Annotated in this window: 12 protein-coding genes; 2 read left to right on the top strand and 10 right to left on the bottom strand. The window is 72.7% G+C overall.

Annotated elements, in window-relative coordinates:
• Nucleotides 1-12 precede the first annotated feature (12 nt).
• The 5 genes from ffh to nsdA all read right to left on the bottom strand — a co-directional run bounded on the left by ffh (nucleotide 13) and on the right by nsdA (nucleotide 7,955).
• Nucleotides 13-1,587, bottom strand: coding sequence for a signal recognition particle protein (ffh, locus tag ACU6P3_RS25180; RefSeq protein ID WP_447194228.1), 1,575 nt, complete (start codon nucleotides 1,585-1,587; stop codon nucleotides 13-15).
• Nucleotides 1,588-1,755: 168 nt separating this feature from the next.
• Entirely contained in the window at nucleotides 1,756-4,338 is a 2,583-nt protein-coding gene (locus ACU6P3_RS25175; protein WP_447194227.1) for a [protein-PII] uridylyltransferase, read from the bottom strand.
• Nucleotides 4,339-4,390: 52 nt separating this feature from the next.
• The gene (locus ACU6P3_RS25170; RefSeq protein ID WP_030753563.1) at nucleotides 4,391-4,729 is read right to left on the bottom strand and encodes a P-II family nitrogen regulator; all 339 of its coding nucleotides are present in this window, start codon (nucleotides 4,727-4,729) and stop codon (nucleotides 4,391-4,393) included.
• Entirely contained in the window at nucleotides 4,726-6,012 is a 1,287-nt protein-coding gene (locus tag ACU6P3_RS25165) for an ammonium transporter (RefSeq protein WP_447194226.1), read from the bottom strand. The genes ACU6P3_RS25170 and ACU6P3_RS25165 overlap by 4 nt, the downstream gene beginning before the upstream one ends.
• A 479-nt stretch (nucleotides 6,013-6,491) precedes the next feature.
• Nucleotides 6,492-7,955 carry a transcriptional repressor NsdA gene (gene nsdA / locus ACU6P3_RS25160; protein WP_447194225.1) on the bottom strand — a complete coding sequence of 488 codons (1,464 nt, stop codon included), beginning with the start codon at nucleotides 7,953-7,955 and terminating at the stop codon, nucleotides 6,492-6,494.
• A 436-nt stretch (nucleotides 7,956-8,391) separates the two neighbouring features.
• On the opposite strand from nsdA, the gene ACU6P3_RS25155 reads away from it, so the two are divergent.
• A complete protein-coding gene (locus ACU6P3_RS25155) occupies nucleotides 8,392-9,066 on the top strand; it encodes a bifunctional DNA primase/polymerase (RefSeq protein ID WP_447194224.1) in 675 nt (224 codons plus the stop codon).
• A gap of 221 nt (nucleotides 9,067-9,287) precedes the next feature.
• Here ACU6P3_RS25155 and ftsY read toward each other — a convergent pair whose 3' ends face one another.
• Complete coding sequence (gene ftsY, locus ACU6P3_RS25150; RefSeq protein WP_030753552.1) at nucleotides 9,288-10,511, bottom strand: signal recognition particle-docking protein FtsY; 1,224 nt, start codon at nucleotides 10,509-10,511, stop codon at nucleotides 9,288-9,290.
• A 195-nt stretch (nucleotides 10,512-10,706) separates the two neighbouring features.
• On the opposite strand from ftsY, the gene ACU6P3_RS25145 reads away from it, so the two are divergent.
• On the top strand, nucleotides 10,707-12,380 hold the full coding sequence (locus tag ACU6P3_RS25145; protein WP_447194223.1) for a purine-cytosine permease family protein: 1,674 nt from the start codon (nucleotides 10,707-10,709) through the stop codon (nucleotides 12,378-12,380).
• Here ACU6P3_RS25145 and ACU6P3_RS25140 read toward each other — a convergent pair.
• The 4 genes from ACU6P3_RS25140 to ACU6P3_RS25125 all read right to left on the bottom strand — a co-directional run bounded on the left by ACU6P3_RS25140 (nucleotide 12,293) and on the right by ACU6P3_RS25125 (nucleotide 18,644).
• Entirely contained in the window at nucleotides 12,293-13,708 is a 1,416-nt protein-coding gene (locus tag ACU6P3_RS25140) for a sugar porter family MFS transporter (protein WP_344271210.1), read from the bottom strand. The genes ACU6P3_RS25145 and ACU6P3_RS25140 overlap by 88 nt on opposite strands.
• 19 nt (nucleotides 13,709-13,727) lie before the next feature.
• Nucleotides 13,728-17,537: a chromosome segregation SMC family protein gene (locus ACU6P3_RS25135; protein ID WP_447194222.1), complete on the bottom strand. Its 3,810-nt coding sequence runs from the start codon at nucleotides 17,535-17,537 to the stop codon at nucleotides 13,728-13,730.
• Nucleotides 17,538-17,748: 211 nt separating this feature from the next.
• Complete coding sequence (locus ACU6P3_RS25130; protein WP_030753539.1) at nucleotides 17,749-17,967, bottom strand: hypothetical protein; 219 nt, start codon at nucleotides 17,965-17,967, stop codon at nucleotides 17,749-17,751.
• 383 nt (nucleotides 17,968-18,350) lie between these two features.
• A complete protein-coding gene (locus ACU6P3_RS25125; RefSeq protein ID WP_447194221.1) occupies nucleotides 18,351-18,644 on the bottom strand; it encodes an acylphosphatase in 294 nt (97 codons plus the stop codon).
• Nucleotides 18,645-18,664: the final 20 nt, after the last annotated feature.

The raw sequence follows: 18,664 nt of genomic DNA, 5'->3' as shown, positions 1-18,664 counted from the left end.
GCCGGGCGAGGCTCAGCCCATGAACTTCTTGAACTCGTCGGGCAGCTCGAAGTCCTTGCCCTGGCCCGCACCGGGCAGTCCGAACGCCCCGCCCGGCTGGGGCTGGTCCTGACCCGACTGGGCCGCCGCCCGGCGCTCCGCCGCGGCCTGTTCCTCCGCCTTGCGCTTCATCGGGTTTCCGGAGCGCTGCTTGCCCTTGGCCTGCTTCTGCTTCTTCTTCTGCCGACCGGGGCCGCCGCCCATGCCCGGGACCCCCGGCATGCCCGGCATGCCGCCGCCCTGCGCCATCTTGGACATCATCTTCCGGGCCTCGAAGAACCGCTCCACCAGGTTCTTCACCGCGCTCACCTCAACACCCGAACCACGGGCGATACGGGCCCGGCGTGAGCCGTTGATGATCGTCGGGTCGGTGCGCTCGCCCGGCGTCATGGACTTGATGATCGCGGCGGTACGGTCCACGTCCCGCTCGTCGATGTTGTTGATCTGGTCCTTGATCTGCCCCATCCCGGGCAGCATGCCGAGCAGCTTGGAGATGGAGCCCATCTTCCTGACCTGCTCCATCTGCGCCAGGAAGTCATCGAGCGTGAAGTCCTTGCCACCCTTGCTGCTCGCCAGCTTGGAGGCCATCTTCTCGGCCTCGGCCTGGCTGAACGTCCGCTCCGCCTGCTCGATCAGGGTGAGCAGGTCACCCATGTCGAGGATGCGCGACGCCATGCGGTCCGGGTGGAAGGCGTCGAAGTCTTCCAGCTTCTCGCCGTTGGAGGCGAACATGATCTGCTTGCCGGTGACGTGCGCGACGGACAGGGCCGCGCCGCCCCGGGCGTCGCCGTCCAGCTTGGAGAGCACCACGCCGTCGAAGCCCACGCCGTCGCGGAACGCCTCGGCCGTGTTGACCGCGTCCTGACCGATCATCGCGTCGACGACGAACAGGATCTCGTCCGGGCTGACCGCGTCGCGGATGTCCGCGGCCTGCTTCATCAGTTCCTGGTCGATACCGAGACGGCCCGCCGTGTCCACGACGACCACGTCGTACTGTTTGGTCCGCGCGTGGTCGATCGAGTCCTTGGCCACCGCGACCGGGTCGCCGACGCCGTTGCCCGGCTCCGGCGCGAACACCGCGACGCCCGCGCGCTCGGCGACGACGGAGAGCTGGTTGACGGCGTTGGGGCGCTGGAGGTCACAGGCGACGAGCAGGGGGGTGTGCCCCTGCGCCTTGAGCCAGCGCCCGAGCTTGCCGGCGAGGGTGGTCTTACCGGCGCCCTGGAGACCCGCGAGCATGATCACGGTCGGGGGCTGCTTGGCGAAGCGCAGGACCCGCGTCTCGCCGCCGAGGATGCTGATGAGCTCCTCGTTGACGATCTTGACGACCTGCTGGGCGGGGTTCAGCGCCTTGGAGACCTCGGCGCCGGCGGCGCGCTCCTTGACCTTGGCGATGAAGGCGCGGACGACGGGCAGCGCCACGTCCGCCTCGAGCAGGGCGATCCGGATCTCGCGGGCCGTGGCGTCGATGTCCTCCGGGCTGAGGCGCCCTTTGCCCCGGAGGCTCTTGAACGTGGCTGCGAGGCGGTCGGAGAGAGTGTCGAACACGGCGGTCGCGGATCCTCGGGTCGGGAGCGGATGAGGGGCTGTCCTGCGTGGTGCACGGCAGAGCCGTCCCCCAGGGTATCGGGCCGCGCGCGGTGCGGTCTGCCCCCGGCCCTCCCCGATCCTGTACGGCGTCCGGCACGCGGCCCCGCGCAGCGGGGGGCGGCCGCGTCAGGCCAGCGCCTCCTCCAGCCCCTTCGCCAGGGCCGCCGCCTCCTCCTCCGGCAACGGGGAACCGTCCTCGCGGGTGACGTACACCGTGTCCACCGCGTTCGCGCCCAGCGTCGACACGTGCGCGCTGCGCACCCGTACCGCCGCGTCCTCCAGTGCGCGCCCGATGCGGTGCAGCAGCCCGGGGGCGTCCTGGGCGCGGACCTCGATCACTGTCGCTCGGCGCGAGGCGGTGGCGGGCGCGGCGGTCACCCGGGGCGGGGGCGCCGTGACGCCCCGGCGGCGCGGGTAGGCGGCCTCGCGCTCGGCGAGCCGGGCGGCGATGTCCAGCGAGCCGTCCAGGGCACGTACGAGGTCGGCGCGCAGCCGTGCGGCCTGGGGCAGCGAGCCGTACTCGGCGGCCACGCGCCAGCTCAGCAGCAGCACGTCCGTGCGACCGCCCTCGCCCCCGCCCTCGCCTCCTCGCGCGCCTCCGGCCGCACCGCCGACCGGATCGGCGCGCAGCTCGGCGGGGAGTTCCACGGCACGCAGGTCGGCCGCCCGTACGGTGAGCCGGTGCAGGGCCAGCACCCCGGCCGCGGCGGGCAGGACGCCGGGCTGGTCGGGCAGGGCGATGAGCAGTTCGACGCCGACGGGCTCCGGGTCGCCGGCGCCACGCGCGGCCCCGTCCCCGCCCGCGGCCCCGTCCTCGCGCGCCGTCGCACCCTCACGCACGCTCCCGCCCTCGCGTCCCGTCCCGGCCTGGGCGCGCAGCGCGAGGACGGGGCCGCCGGTGCGGTGCGCCTCGACGGCCAGCCGCTCCTGTTCGGCACTGGTCTCGGCCGGCTCGGGCTCGGCGGGGTCCTCGCCCGTGAGGACGGCCGCGACCCTGGCGACGAGGTCGTCCACCAGCGAGGCGCGCCAGGCCGACCAGGCGGCCGGGCCGGTCGCGAGCGCGTCGGCCTCGGTGAGGGCGTGCAGCAACTCCAGGGTGGCGAGCGAGCCGACCCGGGCGGCCACGGCGTCCACGGTGGCCGGGTCGTCCAGGTCCCGCCGGGTCGCGGTGTCGATCAGCAGCAGGTGGTGGCGTACGACCGCGGCGACGACGGCCGCGTCCTCCCGGTCGAAGCCGATCCGGGCGGCCACGTCCCGGGCGATGACCTCCCCGGCGACGGCGTGGTCCCCGGGCCAGCCCTTGCCGATGTCGTGCAGCAGGGCGCTGACCAGCAACAGGTCGGGGCGACCGACCCGGCGGGTCAGCGCGGCGGCCTGGACAGCGGTCTGGACGAGGTGGCGGTCGACGGTCCAGGTGTGCACGGCGTTGCGCTGGGGGCGGCAGCGCACCCGCTCCCAGTCCGGCAGGAGCCGGCCGACGATCCCCTCGGCGTCCAGGGCCTCCCAGACGGCCACGGTGGATTCGCCCGCGCCGAGCAGGGTGATCAGTTCGTCGCGGGCCTCGGCGGGCCAGGGCACCGGCAGGGGCGCGGCGACGGCGGCCAGCCGCCGTACGGCGTGCGGCGAGAGCGGCAGCGCGGCCTGCGCGGCGGCGGCCGCGGCCCGCAGGGGCAGCACGGGGTCGCGTTCGGGCCGCGCGGCGCGGGCGAGGACGGCCTCGCCGTCCTGTTCGACGACGCCCTCGGCGAGCGGGCGGCGCTCGGGGGCCGCCCTGCCGCCCAGCATGGCCCGCAGCCGGGGCCGTACCGACCGGGCGCGCAGCACCCGGCCCACCTCGCGCCAGGTGATGTCGGAGGCGTACGAGACGGTGCGCGCGGCCTCGTACACCTCGCGCAGCAGGACGTCGGCGTCCAGCAGGCCGAGTTCGGCTGCGACGGGATCCTGCTCCTGGAGGGCGAGCCGGTCGGTGGCGCGCCCGGTGACCAGGTGCAGCGCGTCGCGTACGTCGAGCAGCCTGCGGCGGGCCTCGGCGAGTCCGGCGCGGGGCGCGTCGGCGAGCCAGGAGGCGGCCACGGCGCGCAGGGCGGTGGCGTCGCGCAGGCCGCCCCTGGCCTCCTTGAGGTCGGGCTCCAGCAGGAAGCGCAGCTCGCCCTGGCGTTCGGCGCGCTCCCGGCACAGCTCGTGCAGGGCGGGCAGGCGTTTGGCCGCGGTGTTGCGCCAGTCGGCGAGGATCTGGGCGCGTACGCCGGTGACCAGCCCCAGGTCACCGGCGACATGGCGGGCGTCCAGCAGCCCGAGCTGCGCCTTGAGGTCCTCGGCGGCGGTTCTGCGGGCCTCGGCGGGCGTGCGGACGGAGTGGTCGAGGGCGAGCCCGAGGTCCCACACCGGGTACCAGAGGCGGTCGGCGAGGGCGGCGATCGCGTCCGCGCGGGCGCTGCCGTCGTGCAGGAGCAGCAGGTCGAGGTCGCTGCGCGGGGAGAGCTCTCCCCGGCCGTAGCCGCCGACGGCGACGAGGGCCGCGCCCCGGACCCCGCTCTGCCGGACGGCGGCGGTGAACAGCGCGTTCAACCAGTCGTCCGTGAGCGAGGCGAGGGCGGAACGGCGCGGCGGCCCGGACCGCGCCTTCTCCTGGAGGAGGCGCAGCCGGGCCGCCGCGTAGCCGCTGGGTCCCGAGTCCGTCTGTCCTGTGGTCTCTTCGAGGCTCGTCACCCGCTCGTTCCCGTCTCTCGGCGGGCGCTCCGCCGGTGCGGAGCGCCCTGGTTCACAGAGCGTCCGGGCCGCGCTCGCCGGTCCGGACCCGGACGGCCGCGTCGACCGGAACGCTCCACACCTTCCCGTCACCGATCTTGCCGGTGCGGGCGGCCTTCACCACGACTTCCATGAGCTCGTCGGCGTCCGCGTCGTCGGTCAGCACCTCGATGCGGATCTTCGGCACGAGGTCGACGGTGTACTCCGCACCCCGGTAGACCTCGGTGTGGCCGCGCTGGCGGCCGTATCCGCTGGCCTCCGTGACCGTGAGCCCCTGGACGCCGAAGGCCTGGAGGGCCTCCTTGATCTCGTCCAGGCGGTGGGGCTTCACGACTGCGGTGATGAGCTTCATGCGTCCACCTTCTTGTTCGCCGGGGCGGCGGTAGCGGTCTGGGTCGAGGCGGAGACGCTACTACGGCCCGCCGGCGAGCCGCCGACCGCGCTGTAGTCGTAGGCGGATTCCGCGTGGTAGGCCATGTCGACACCGCTGGTCTCGTCGTCCTCGGAGGCCCGGAAGCCGACGGTGGCGTCCACGAACTTGGCGAGGATCCAGGAGACGACGAAGGAGTACGCCATCACCGCGAAGGCGCCGATGGCCTGCTTGCCGAGCTGCGAGAGCCCGCCGACCCCGTCGACCGCGAGCAGACCGACGAGCAGGGTGCCGATCACACCGCCGACCAGGTGGACACCGACCACGTCGAGGGAGTCGTCGTAGCCCAGCTTGAACTTGAGGCTGACGGCCCAGGAGCAGACGGCTCCGGCGACGACACCGATGAGCAGGGCCCCGAAGGGGTTGACGGAGGCGCCGGAGGGGGTGATGGCGACCAGGCCCGCGACGGCGCCGGAGGCGGCGCCCAGCGTGGTGAACGCGCCGTGCCGGATCCGCTCGTAGACGAGCCAGCCGAGCATCGCGGCACCGGTGGCGATCTGCGTGTTGAAGGCCATGATGGCGGCGGTGCCGTTGGCGGCGAGCGCGGAGCCGGCGTTGAAGCCGAACCAGCCGAACCACAGCAGCGCCATGCCGAGCACGACGAGCGGCAGGCTGTGCGGGCGCATCGGGTCCTTCTTGAATCCGATCCGCTTGCCGACGACGAGGACCGCGGCGAGGGCGCCGACACCGGCGTTGATGTGGACCGCCGTACCGCCGGCGAAGTCGATCACACCGAGCTTGAAGAGCCAGCCGCCGGACTGCCAGACCCAGTGGGCGACGGGGAAGTACACCACGGTGACCCAGAGCGTGATGAACAGCGCCCAGGCGCTGAACTTGACGCGGTCGGCGAGCGCGCCGCTCATCAGCGCGGGCGTCAGGACGGCGAACATCAGCTGGAAGAGCGCGAAGGCGAAGACAGGGATGCCTTCCTTGCCCCCGGTCAGCGTGTCGATGCCGATGCCCTGGAAGCCGATGTGGTCGAAGTTGCCCAGCAGACCGCCGCCGATGTCGTCGCCGAAGGCCAGCGAGTACCCGTAGAGCACCCACAGCACGCTGACGATGCCGAGCGAGATCAAGGACATCATGAGCATGTTGAGGGCGCTCTTCACCCGCACCATGCCGCCGTAGAAGAATGCCAGGCCGGGCGTCATCAGCATGACGAGCGCGGCACTGATCAATACGAATGCGGTATCTGCGCCATTCAAGGCCAGCGTCTCCTCGTGGGTCGGAACGGCCCGTGCGGATGCTCATGCGGTGGGGATGCGGGCCGACTGTGCTTCAGGACACTGACGCAACGCCGTTTCGGCCAGTGCAGATCGATGTTTCGCCCCAGTGACGAAGAGGTCCGGCGTGTTACGGGCCGGTGAACCGCCGACGCGGCACGGTGGGCCGGGAGACCGTCCGCGAGGAGTCGGGAACCGGCCACGGCGGCGCCGCGGAACCGGCCGCGACCGTCACCCTGCTGTCCGTGCGGCGGGGGAGCCGTGTCGGGCTGTACGGGGTGCGGTCGCGGCCGGGGTCTCCGGGGGCCGCGGGGCCGGGCGGACGGACGCCGACGGGCCCGCGGGTCCGCGGGTCCGCGCGGGCCGGTACGGGCGGGTCCGCGGGAGCGGGCCCGGGTGCGCGTGGAGCCGCTCCCCCGGCCGCTAGTGCCCCTCCCGGCAACGTTTGCCCCGTCGCGGCACTAGACGGCCTCGGCCGACTCGGGCAGCTGGGCGGTGAGCAGGTCCGTGAGGTCGATGATCTCGCCGACGTCGGCGAACTCCCTGGCCGCGGTGTCCACGGTCTTGCGGAGCCGGGTGTTGACCCGCTCTGAGCGCACCCGCTGGGCCACTTCCAAGGCCTTCTGCGCCAGGGCCGTGGCCTCCTCCGGCTCCTTCTTCAGCAGGTGGACGGTGGCCAGGCCGATCAGGTTGAGCGCATACGACCGCTGGTGTTCCTCGTCCTCGGCGAACAGTTCCACGGCGCGGCGCATCGCGGGCTCGGCGAGGGAGGCGTAGGTGGGGCTGCGGCCCGCGACATAGGCCAGGTCCCGGTAGGAGTGGGCGTTCTCCCCGTTGAGCTCGGCCTCGGAGAAGAAGCGGATCCAGTCGGGTTCGGGCCCGCCCTCCAGACCGATGTCGGAGAAGGTGTCCTCGGCCATCCGCACGGCCCGTTTGCACTTGCCGGGCTGTCCCATGTTGGCGTAGGCGCGGGCCTCCATCGCATACAGCATGGCCTGGGTCCTGGGGGTGGCGCAGTCCCGGCTGCCGTACTGCGCGAGGTGGATCAGCTCGAGCGCGTCGTCGGGCCGGCCCAGGTGGATCATCTGGCGGCTCATGGAGGAGAGGACGTACGAGCCGAGCGGCCGGTCCCCGGCCTCCTTGGCGGCGTGCAGGGCGAGCACGAAGTACTTCTGGGCGCCCGGCTGGAGGCCGATGTCGTAGCTCATCCACCCGGCCAGCTCGGCCAGTTCGGCCGCGCACCGGAAGAGCCGTCTGGTGGTGGCCTCGGGGTGGGGCTCCTGGAGCAGGTCGGTGACCTCGTGGAGCTGGCCCACGACCGCCTTGCGGCGCAGCCCGCCGCCGCACTGCGCGTCCCAGGTGCGGAACATCGCGGTGGTGGACTCCAGCAGCTCCAGCTCCGGCACGGACAGCCCGGTGACCGGCTCCGGGGCGGCCTTGGGGCGGTCGCCGGCCGGGGTGGGCACGAGCCAGCGCTGCATCGGCTCGACCAGCGCGGGCCCGGCGGCCAGGGCCAGTGAGGAGCCGAGGAAGCCACGCCGCCCGAGCATCAGGTCGCTGCGGGAGAAGTCACTGATCAGGGAGACGGTCTGGGGGCCGGCCCAGGGCAGGTCGACACCGGAGACGGCGGGGGCCTGCGGGGCGGCGCGCAGCCCGAGGTCCTCGACGGTGACGACGGATCCGAAGCGTTCGGAGAACAGCTCGGACAGGATGCGGGGAATCGGTTCGCGCGGCTGCTCGCCGTCGAGCCAGCGGCGCACGCGCGAGGTGTCGGTGCTGATGTGGTGCGCGCCGATCCGGCGCGCCCTGCGGTTGACCTGACGGGCCAGCTCGCCCTTGGACCAACCGCTGCGTAAGAACCACGAGCCGAGTTGCCCGTTCGGACGCCTGCCGGTAGTCCTACCGCCCGCGTCACTGCCACCCACGCCACACGCCCCCATTCGCCGATGCCCTGTCGCGAACCGCCATCAGGATGCCGGGCCTGCTGGCCTTCCGGCCCGCCACGTCGAGGATCCCACCCCTTCGAACGGGAAACCGAGTTGCCCTTGGCATACCCGCGAGTGTGCCCTACCCCGGGATTCGCGCACTCAAAGTAATCCTACGATCACCCCTCCAGCGAGGTCGATTTCGCAATCGCCACCATTCGCCACCCCTCCACCTCAACCCCCTCGCACCCGGGCGCGATTCACTTGACACGCGACAGCACGAGGTGGGGAGGGCGTTGCGCGCCGGAGCGCACGCGCCGAGTCGCGCGACCCCGAATGCTTCCACACACCGTCGAGCCCACCCTCGGAAGCGACGGACGGTCACGGGGACACTGCGATACGTAACCACCGGCGAGTTCGACCCGTTGGAGGGGGTATGGGCTTCACGATCGGCGGCATGCGCGAGCTACGGACCGGCGCGCGCCGCCGCGTGCGCACCACTGAGTGCACCGCGGTTGCCGAGTACACGGGGCTCTGGGGCTGGGACGTCGTCCCCGGCGCACGAGTCGCGGGCGGACGGTGTTCCTGCGGCGCGGCCGACTGCGCGGCACCGGGTGCCCATCCGCTGGCCGTGGGCCTGCGCGTACCGGCCGGGGCGGCGCTGGACGACGCCACGGCGGCGTGGTCGCGGATGCCGGGCGCGGCGGTGCTGCTGCCGGTGGGACGGGGCTTCGACGTCCTGGACGTCGCGGAGCCGGCCGGCAGCCGGGCACTGGTCCGCCTGGAGCGCATGGGCCTGCCGCTGGGACCGGTCGCCGTGACCCCGACGGGCCGCGCGCAGTTCTTCGTGGCGCCGGGGGCGGCCGACGAGATGCCGGCCCTGCTCTACCGGATGGGCTGGGACGACGCCGACCTGGACCTCCACGCCCTGGGGCCCGGCGCCCACATCACGGCCCCGCCCTCGGACCTGGGGGGCCTGGGCCCGGTGCGCTGGCTGCGTCCGCCGTCCCTGGAATCGGCGGATCCGCCGCCCGCGCGGTTGCTGCTGGGAACGCTGGCATATTTGTGTCACCGGGTGCCAGGCGCGCGGACGGCCTGCGAGCCGCGCTGACGACCCTGCCCGACGACATGCCCGGAGGGCCGCCCCGTCGGCCCGGCGAACCGGCGGTACGAACCCCCGTCGGGCGGGGTGGCTGGGACACCCCGGCCACCGGACTCCGCCCGCCGGCCCGCCGCGGCGCACGGACGGAGGTCAACACGAACCGGCCGGACCGGCCCGGACCGGCGCCCCCACAAAACCGGCGCGGACGGGCGCGGACCGGCCCCGAGGCCCTACTCACCCAGCAGCGCGTCCACGAACGCACCCGGCTCGAACGGCGCCAGATCGTCCGCGCCCTCGCCCAGACCCACCAGCTTCACCGGCACGCCCAGCTCGCGCTGCACCGCCACCACGATGCCGCCCTTCGCCGTACCGTCCAGCTTGGTCAGGACGATGCCCGTGATGTCCACGACCTCGGCGAAGACACGCGCCTGCACCAGGCCGTTCTGCCCGGTGGTGGCGTCCAGGACCAGCAGGACCTCGTCCAGCGGGCCGTGCTTCTCCACCACCCGCTTGACCTTGCCCAGCTCGTCCATCAGGCCGGTCTTGGTGTGCAGCCGTCCCGCCGTGTCGATCAGGACGACGTCCGCGCTCTCCGCGATGCCCTCCTTGACCGCGTCGAAGGCGATGGACGCCGGGTCGCCGCCCTCGGGACCGCGCACCGTACGGGCCCCCACGCGTTCGCCCCACGTCTGGAGCTGGTCCGCGGCCGCCGCGCGGAACGTGTCCGCCGCGCCCAGCACCACGGAGCGGCCGTCCGCCACCAGGACCCGGGCCAGCTTTCCGGTCGTGGTGGTCTTGCCGGTGCCATTGACCCCGACGACCATCACCACGGCCGGAGTGTCGGTGGTGCTCTCGGTCCGCACGGCACGGTCGAAGTCGGTGCCGAGGAGCGTGACCAGTTCCTCGCGCAGCAGGGCGCGCAGTTCCTCGGGGGTACGGGTGCCGAGCACGCGTACCCGCTCGCGCAGCCGCTCGACCAGTTCCTGGGTGGGCGTGACACCGACGTCCGCGGTCAGCAGCGTGTCCTCGATCTCCTCCCAGGTCTCCTCGTCCAGGTGCTCCCGGGAGAGCAGGGTGAGGAGTCCCTTGCCGAGGGAGTTCTGCGAGCGGGCCAGCCGCGCGCGCAGCCGGACCAGCCGGCCCGCGGTCGGTTCGGGGATCTCGATGACCGGCGGGGCCGGCTCGGCCACCACCGGATCCTCGACCGCGACGGGCGTGCCGGTGGCCTCGGCGGCGTCCGGCAGACCGACCTCTTCGATGGTGCGCCGCGGTTCGTCGCGCGGCGTCTCCGCCTCGTCACCGACATGGGGTTCGGCGGGCGGGGCTGTGATGGTCGGCGTGCTCGACGGCGCCGAGGGCGGCAGCTTCTTCTTCTTGCGGCTGCCGACCACGAGACCGCTGATCGCGCCGACCGCGACCAGGGCGATGACTACAACAAGGATGACGAGTTCCATAACGCTCCCCAGTATCGGCCACGGCCCCGGCGGGACCCGGAATTGGAGGATCGCACAGAGTACCGGGCGGTTTCGGGCCGCGATTTGGTCCTTTTGCGGCGTTCGTACGATGCTGGACGGTCCGGGTCCGCCCGGGCCGTCGTCGCGGAGCACCGCCGCTCCCCGGAGCCCCCACCTCTGTTTCGGAGCCTGTCCATGCCCCACGACTCCGCTCGCGCCGCCGCTTCCGCTTCCGAAGGCGCGACGCCCGCGGGTGCCCCCTCGCGGGGCCCGGTCGAGACCCGCGGCCTCGAGCCCGTCCCCGACTCCGAGCGCACCGGCCGCGTCCGGCAGCTCTTCCCCACCTGGGTCGCGGCCAACATCAGCGTGCTGCTGCTCACCATGGGCGCCGGTCTGGTCGTCTTCAACGGGCTGAACTTCTGGCAGGTCCTCGTCGTCGCCGTGGCGGCGCCCGTCGTCTCGTACGGCCTGGTGGGGCTGGTCTCCGTGGCCGGCAAGCGCGGCGGCTCCCCCGGCATGGCGCTGTCGCGGGCGGTGTTCGGACAGCGCGGGAACCTCTTCCCCGGCACCCTGATCTGGGTGGCCCGCTGGGGCTGGGAGACCATCAACGCCGTCACCGGGGCGTACGCCGTCCTGACGGTCCTCGACCTGCTCTTCGGCGTCCGGCGGAGCACGCCGCTGATCGTGCTGACACTGGTGCTCTTCGTGGCCGCGACGTTCGCGGTGTCCGGTCTCGGCATCACCGCGCTGCGCCGGTGCGGCACCTGGTCGACGTACCTGTTCGGCGCGTTCAGTGTGCTCGTGCTGGTGTATCTGGTCGCCGAGACCGACTGGGCGGCCGTCCTCGGCGAACCCGCCGGATCCACGGCGATGATGATCGCGGGGATCGGCACCGTCGCGGCGGGCGGCATCAGCTGGGTCCCCTCGGCCCCCGACTTCACCCGCTACCTGCCGCGTTCCGCGTCCGGCCGGGCGATGACGGGCACGACGGTGGCCGGCGCCGGCATCGTGGTGCTGCCGATGGTGCTGATGGGCGCGGTGATGGCGGTCGGTACTCCGGACCTGGCCGGGGCGGGCGACCCGGTGTCGTTCATCGGGAAGCTGCTGCCCGCCTGGCTCTCGGTGCCGTACCTGCTGATCGCCCTGATCGGCATGGTGCTGATCAACTCGATGTCGATGTACTCCGCGGGCTTCACCGCGCAGACGCTGGGGATCAGGCTGCCGCGCGCCTGGGCCGTCAGCGTCAACGCGGTGATCAGCCTGGTTCTCGGCTTCCTGCTGATGGTGGTGGCCACCAGCTTCATCGGCTCCTTCATCTCCTTCCTCACCCTGCTCGCGGTGGCGTTCTCGGCGTGGATCGGCGTGTTCGGGGTGGACATGCTGCGCCGGGCCGCCTATGACGGGCCCGCGCTGATGGACACCACGCGCACCAGCGCGTACTGGTACCGGGGCGGGTTCGCCCGCTCCGCCCTGGCCGCCTGGGCCACGGCACTGGTGGTGGGCCTGCTCTTCACCCGCGTCGAGTGGTTCGCGGGGCCGTTCGCCGGGACCTGGCCCGGCCGGAACAACCTGGGCTGGGTGGCGACCACGCTGGTCGCGGCGGTGCTGTACGCCGTGCTGCCGCGTGAGCGGACGACGGCGAAGCCCGGAGCGCCGACGGCGACGGCGACGGCGACGGGAGCACCGGACACACCGGCGGCACGGAAGAGGGCGACGGAGGCACCGGGAACCCCGGCGCTCCCGCCCACGACGCCGGGAGGCCCGCCGGGCGAGGCCCGCCGTCAGCCCATCTCCTCCAGCGTCTTGCCCTTCGTCTCCCGCACGAAGAACACCACGAACGGGATGGAGAGCAGCGCGAAGAAGGTGTAGATCACGTACGTGCCCGAGAGGTTCCAGTCGGCCAGGCTCGGGAAGCTCGCCGTGATCGCCCAGTTGGCGATCCACTGGGCGGAGGCCGCGACCCCGAGCGCCGCCGCGCGGATCCGGTTGGGGAACATCTCGCCGAGGAAGACCCAGACGACGACGCCCCAGGAGAGCGCGAAGAACAGCACGAAGACATGGGCGGCGATCAGCGCCACGGTGCCCTCGGTGCCGGGCAGCTTGCCGTCCACGAGCTTCGCGGAGAACGCCCACGCCTCGAAGGCCAGCGCGATCGCCATACCGCTGGATCCCACGAGCGCGAGCGGCTTGCGGCCGACCCGGTCCACCAGGACCATCGCGATCACGGTGCCGATGATGTTCACGATCGAGGTCGTGAAGGAGTAGAAGAACGAGCTGGACGGGTCGATGCCGACCGACTGCCAGAGCGTCGCCGAGTAGTAGAAGGCGACGTTGATGCCGACCAGCTGCTGGAAGACCGAGAGCCCGATGCCGACCCAGACGATGGGCAGGAAGGCGAAGCGCCCGCCGAGAAGGTCCTTGAAGCTCGACTTGTGCTCCCGGCGCATGGCGTGCTCGATCTCCGCGATCCGGGCGTCGAGGTCGACGTCCTTGCTCTCGACGTCCGCCAGCACCGCCTTGGCCCGCTCCCGCCGCCCGACGGAGATCAGGAAGCGCGGCGACTCGGGGATGGCGAAGGAGAGCAGCCCGTACAGCACGGCCGGGACGACCATCACCCCGAGCATCCACTGCCACGCCTCCAGCCCCAGCAGCTTGCCGCGCTGGTCGCCGTCGGCGAGCTGGAGGATGCCGTAGTTCACCAGCTGTGAGACCGCGATGCCGACGACGATGGCCGCCTGCTGGAAGGAGCCGAGCCGACCGCGGTACGCCGCCGGGGAGACCTCCGCGATGTAGGCCGGTCCGATCACCGAGGCCATGCCGATCGCGAAGCCGCCGACGATCCGCCAGGCCGCCAGGTCGTAGATGTCGAACGGCAGGGCGGAGCCGACGGCGCTGATGGTGAACAGGACGGCCGCGATCTGCATGCAGCGGATCCGGCCGATGCGGTCGGCGATCCGGCCCGCCGTGGCGGCGCCGATCGCGCAGCCGATCAGCGCGATGGCGATGACCTGGGCGAGGGCCGCCGATCCGATGTCGTACCGGTCCCGGATGGCCTCCACCGCGCCGTTGATCACCGAGCTGTCGTAGCCGAAGAGGAAGCCGCCCATGGCGGCGGACGCGGTGATGAAGATGACATGACCGATGTGTTCCGGATGCGCCGTCCGCCCTCCGGGCGACGGTGCCTGCGCTTGGGACACGAGAACTCCCTCCCGGGGGTCAGCGGAGCCTTTGGCTGATGACCTTGGATACCCCGTCCCCCTGCATGGACACCCCGTAGAGGGCGTCCGCGACCTCCATCGTGCGTTTCTGATGCGTGATCACGATCAGCTGGGAGCTCTCCTGGAGCTCCTGCATGATGCGGATCAGCCGCTGCAGATTGGTGTCGTCGAGCGCCGCCTCGACCTCGTCCATCACGTAGAACGGGCTCGGCCTCGCCTTGAAGATCGACACCAGCAGCGCGACGGCCGTCAGCGACCGCTCGCCGCCGGAGAGCAGCGACAGCCGCTTGACCTTCTTGCCCGGCGGCCGGGCCTCGACCTCCACACCGGTGGTCAGCATGTGCTCGGGGTCGGTGAGGATCAGCCGTCCCTCGCCGCCGGGGAAGAGCCGGGAGAAGACCCCCTCGAACTGCTCGGCGGTGTCCCGGTACGCCTCGGTGAACACCTGCTCGACGCGCTCGTCGACCTCCTTGACGACCTGGAGCAGGTCGGCCCGGGTCTTCTTCAGGTCCGCCAGCTGCTCGGAGAGGAACTGGTGCCGCTCCTCCAGCGCCGCGAACTCCTCCAGGGCGAGCGGATTGACCTTTCCGAGCTGCTGGTACGCCCGTTCGGCGGCCCTGAGCCGCTTCTCCTGTTCGGCCCGGACGAAGGGCTTCGGCGTCGGGCCCGGCCCCTCGCCGTCGGCGCCGTCCCTGCCCTCGCCGTCCCCACCGGCGGGAAGTCCGCCGGCCGGGGGCTCGCCCGCGGCGGGCGGAGACGGCGGTACGGGCTGGTCGGGGCCGTAGTCCGCGATCAGCCCGGCCGGCTCCACGCCCAGCTCCTCCAGGGCCCTCGTCTCCAGCTGCTCGATGCGCAGCCGCTTCTCCGCGCCGAGGACTTCACCGCGGTGCACGGAGTCGGTGAGCTTGTCCAGTTCGGCCTTCAGCCCCCGGCCCTGGTCACGCTCGGCCGTCAGGTCGCGCTCGCGGGCGGCCCTGGCCGTCTCGGCGGCGGCCCGCTCCGCCTCCGCCCGCACGACCGAGACCTCCACATGGGCGAGCAGCAGCCTCGCACCGGCCGCCACGGCCCGGGCGACCTCGGCCTCGTGGCGCAGCCGGGCGCGCCGCTGTTCGGCGCGCGCCCGCGCTTCGCGCTCGGCGCGCGCGCCCCGGTCAAGTGCGTCGGCCCGTCCCGCGAGCCCCTTCACGCGCTCCTCGTGGGTACGGACTTGGAGCCGCGCTTCCATCTCGGTCTGGCGGGCGTTGGCGCCGTCGGCGGCGAGCCGGTCGCGTACGGAGGTGTCCGGCTCCTCCTCGGCCGGGGCCTCCTCGACGACCCGCAGCCGTTCGGCGAGTTCCTCGGCCTCGGCGGTGGCCCGCTCCAGGGCTTCCTCGGCCCTGGCGGCGGCCGCGGTGGTCCGCTCCGCCTCGCCCTCGGCGCCCCTGGCCTGGCCGGCAAGGCGGCCGAGCCGGCCGGAGACTGCGGACTTCTCCCGGTCGGCGGCCCGGCGGCGCTCCCCCCACTCCTCCACGAGCACGGCGCACTCCTCGCGCCGCGCCGCCGCCCGGCGCCGCACCCCGTCCAGTTCCTCGCACCGCACGGCCAGCTCCGCCAGCTCGGCGGCGGCCTCGTCGACGGCCGCGCGCACCTCCAACCGGCTCGGTGCCCCGGCGGACCCGCCGTACGCGAAGTGCGCCCCGAGCACGTCGCCGTCGGCCGTGACGGCGACGAGTTCGGGCCGGTCCGCGACCAGTTCCTCGGCGTCCTGGAGCGTTCCGACGACCACGGCGTCCCGTACGAGCCACCGCACGGCCCGCACCAGCGCCGCCGGCCCGCGCACGAGCTGCCCGACGTACCGCCCCTCGGGTGTCCCGAGGCCTGTCGCGGCGGGCTCGCCGGCCGGAGACACCCCCGCCCGGGACCAGGTCCCGGGTTCGGGTCCGGGGTCGGCTCCGGTTCCGCCGGCCCGGGCGGGGAGCGGGACGCGCTGCCCCGGCTGCCGGGGCAGCGTGCCGTCCGTACCGGACCCGGTGACCGCTCCCCCGCCGGACGCGTCCGGGTCCGCCGCACGGTCCCGGTGCCCCTCGTCGGCCCGGTCGCCCGCTCCCTCCCACTCCCCCACCAGCAGCGCCGCCCGCCCCGCGTCCTGGTCGCGCAAGAGGCGGATCGCCTCCGCCGCCGTGGCCGGGTCCGCGGCGGCGAGCGCGTCGGCCGCCGTGCCCAGGGCCGCCGCCACCGGGACCTCGTAGCCGGGGGCGACGTCCAGCAGTTCGGCGGCCGGGCCGAGCAGGCCCGGGAGACCGTCCCGCGCGGCCAGCAGCGCGCCTGAGCCGTCCTCGCGGCGCAGGCCGAGCGCCAGGGTCTCGTGGCGGGCCGCCAGCGCCGCGCGGCTCCGTTCCGCCTCGGTGGCCTCCTCGCGGGCCCTGGTCAGCGCGGTCTCCGCCTCGGCCAGCGCCTGCCGAGCGCTGTCATGGCGCCGCGCGAGTTCCTCGTCCGCCGCGTCCAGCTCCGCCACCTCGGCCTTGAGCTGTTCGTACTCCTCACGCGCGGCGGCCGCCCGCTCCCCCGCCTCGTCACGGGCCGCCGCCAGCCGGCCGATCTCCGCCTGCGCCGAGGCCGCCCGGCCGCGCGCCGCCGTGACCTGGCCGTGCAGCCGGGCCAGCCCCTCCCTGCGGTCGGCGATGGCCCGGGCCGTGTCCTTGAGCCGGCGCTCCTCCACGGCCAGCGCCCGCTCCAGCTCCGCGCGGTAGGAGACGGCGTCCTCACGCGCGTGCTCGGCCGCCTCCAGGGCGGCTTCCAGCTCCGCCTCCTGCTCGCGGATCCGGGCCGCCTCGCGCTCCATGTCCTCCGGGTCGCGGCCGCGCCGCTCCTCCACGGGCGCGGCGGTCGCGCTGCGCACCCGCTCGTCCGCCAGCGAGATCGTGCCCCGTACCCGCTCGGCCAGCTGGGACAGCTCGTACCAGGTCTGCTGCGCCCGCTTCAGGCGGGGAGCCAGCCGCCGCACCTCCTCCTCCAGCGCCGACTCCCGCGCCTGCGCGGCCCGCAGCCGCTGTTCCGCGTCCTCCTTCGCCCGCTTGAGCTCGGCCTCGTCGGCGATCTCCGCGCGCAGTGCCTCCCGCATCCGCACCAGATCGTCCGCGAGCAGCCGCAGCCGGGCGTCCCGCAGGTCGGCCTGGATGACGGCGGCTCTGCGGGCGACGGCCGCCTGCCGTCCGAGGGGCTTGAGCTGACGGCGCAGTTCGTCGGTGAGGTCCTGTACCCGGGCGAGGTTGGCCTGCATGGCGTCCAGCTTCCGCAGCGCCTTCTCCTTGCGCTTGCGGTGCTTGAGGACCCCCGCGGCCTCCTCGATGAATGCCCGGCGGCCCATCGGATCCGCGTGCAGTACGGAATCGAGCTGCCCCTGGCCGACGATCACGTGCATCTCGCGGCCGATGCCGGAGTCGGAGAGCAGTTCCTGAATGTCGAGCAGCCGGCAGGTGTCGCCATTGAGCTGGTATTCGCTGCCGCCGTTGCGGAACATGATCCGCGTAATGGTGACTTCCGCGTAGTCGATGGGAAGAGCGCCGTCGGAGTTGTCGATCGTGAGCGACACCTCGGCCCGGCCGAGTGGGGGCCGCCCGGTCGTCCCGGCGAAGATCACGTCTTCCATCTTGCCGCCGCGCAGCGATTTGGCCCCCTGCTCGCCCATGACCCAGGAGAGCGCGTCCACCACATTGGACTTGCCCGAACCGTTCGGGCCGACGACGCAGGTGATTCCGGGCTCGAAGCGCAGCGTCGTGGCGGAGGCGAAGGATTTGAACCCACGCAGGGTCATGGCCTTGAGGTGCACGCCGTCGGACTCTACCCGGCACCGCTTCGCACCCGTCGGTTTCACCACCGGACGCGCTGGGCACATCAGGTGTTGAGAAAGGGCTTACGACGCCAACAGTGTTTGTCACAACGGGAGATGGAAAGAAAGAAGGGACGCCGAAGCGTCCCTTGCATATCTCGCCAGACTGATACTCACCTGGACCGACGGATGGCCCGGCAGGAGGCCGGGATCAGGTGAGCGCAGGCTCCGCCTGGTGTACGTCAATGTCGATGCGGTTGAGCATCGACTCTCCAGGGTGCTGTGCGGCGGCCGCGTTCAGCGCGTCGTTCTCGGACTGGATGCGTACGAGTTCGGATTCGAGATCCTGGACGCGCTGCTGGAGCCGTCGCATCTCGGCGAGGAGTCGCGGGTCGGAACCGCCGACATAACCGAGAAGCGCCTTTGCCATGATGGATGGTCCTCCACACTGAGTGACCGACCGATTGCGGTGTGGGTCGTGAGGGAAATCGCACCCGCGGTGCCTGGCAGTGGGTTGTTCATCACTGCGGTTCTTTACTGCCAAACAGCTGAGGTGCGCGGGGATTCCAGAGTCTCACCAAAAAGTTTGACGGTCAACACGATCACAGCCGGGGGCGCCGGGCGGCCGGGGGCGCGGAGCCGCGTCGCGCGCGGCACCGGCTCATCCACAGGGCCCTGGGGGCGGGGAGATCGTCGTCAATTCGGCAGCTTTGCACGGCCGACCGTTCTTGGCAACCACCAGGTCACCGTGGATACACGCATGTGACAACGGCATTCCCCGGGTCCGGCGGGGCCGCCGTGGCGGCCGATCGGTCAGCGGACCGCGAAGCCGTCGTATCCGCCCCGCGGGGTGTCCCAGATCTCAGTGACTCCGTCGACGCGCCCGGGTGTGTCGCCGGAGCGCAGCCAGTCCAGCAGACGGTGGCAATTCTCACCCGGGCCTTCCGCGACCACCTGCACCCTTCCGTCGTCCAGGTTGAGCGCGAATCCGGTGAGTCCGCCGATCGACAAGGCATTGGCCCTGGTGAACCATCGAAAACCCACTCCCTGTACTCGGCCGCGTACCCACACGGTCAGCCGTACGTCTTCCGCTGTCCCGGTATTCATGGACGCAAACTAACCGGCCA

Source organism: Streptomyces hebeiensis (assembly GCF_052983195.1).
Note: the sequence above shows the minus strand (reverse complement) of the source record. Positions and strands in the feature narration are given on the sequence as shown.

Coding starts and splice junctions, on each gene's coding strand:
- ACU6P3_RS25155 (WP_447194224.1), top strand. CDS start 8,392: ATGGGCTTCACGATCGGCGGCATGCGCGAGCTACGGACCGGCGCGCGC.
- ACU6P3_RS25125 (WP_447194221.1), bottom strand. CDS start 18,644: ATGAATACCGGGACAGCGGAAGACGTACGGCTGACCGTGTGGGTACGC.
- ACU6P3_RS25170 (WP_030753563.1), bottom strand. CDS start 4,729: ATGAAGCTCATCACCGCAGTCGTGAAGCCCCACCGCCTGGACGAGATC.
- ftsY (WP_030753552.1), bottom strand. CDS start 10,511: ATGGAACTCGTCATCCTTGTTGTAGTCATCGCCCTGGTCGCGGTCGGC.
- ACU6P3_RS25145 (WP_447194223.1), top strand. CDS start 10,707: ATGCCCCACGACTCCGCTCGCGCCGCCGCTTCCGCTTCCGAAGGCGCG.
- ACU6P3_RS25130 (WP_030753539.1), bottom strand. CDS start 17,967: ATGGCAAAGGCGCTTCTCGGTTATGTCGGCGGTTCCGACCCGCGACTC.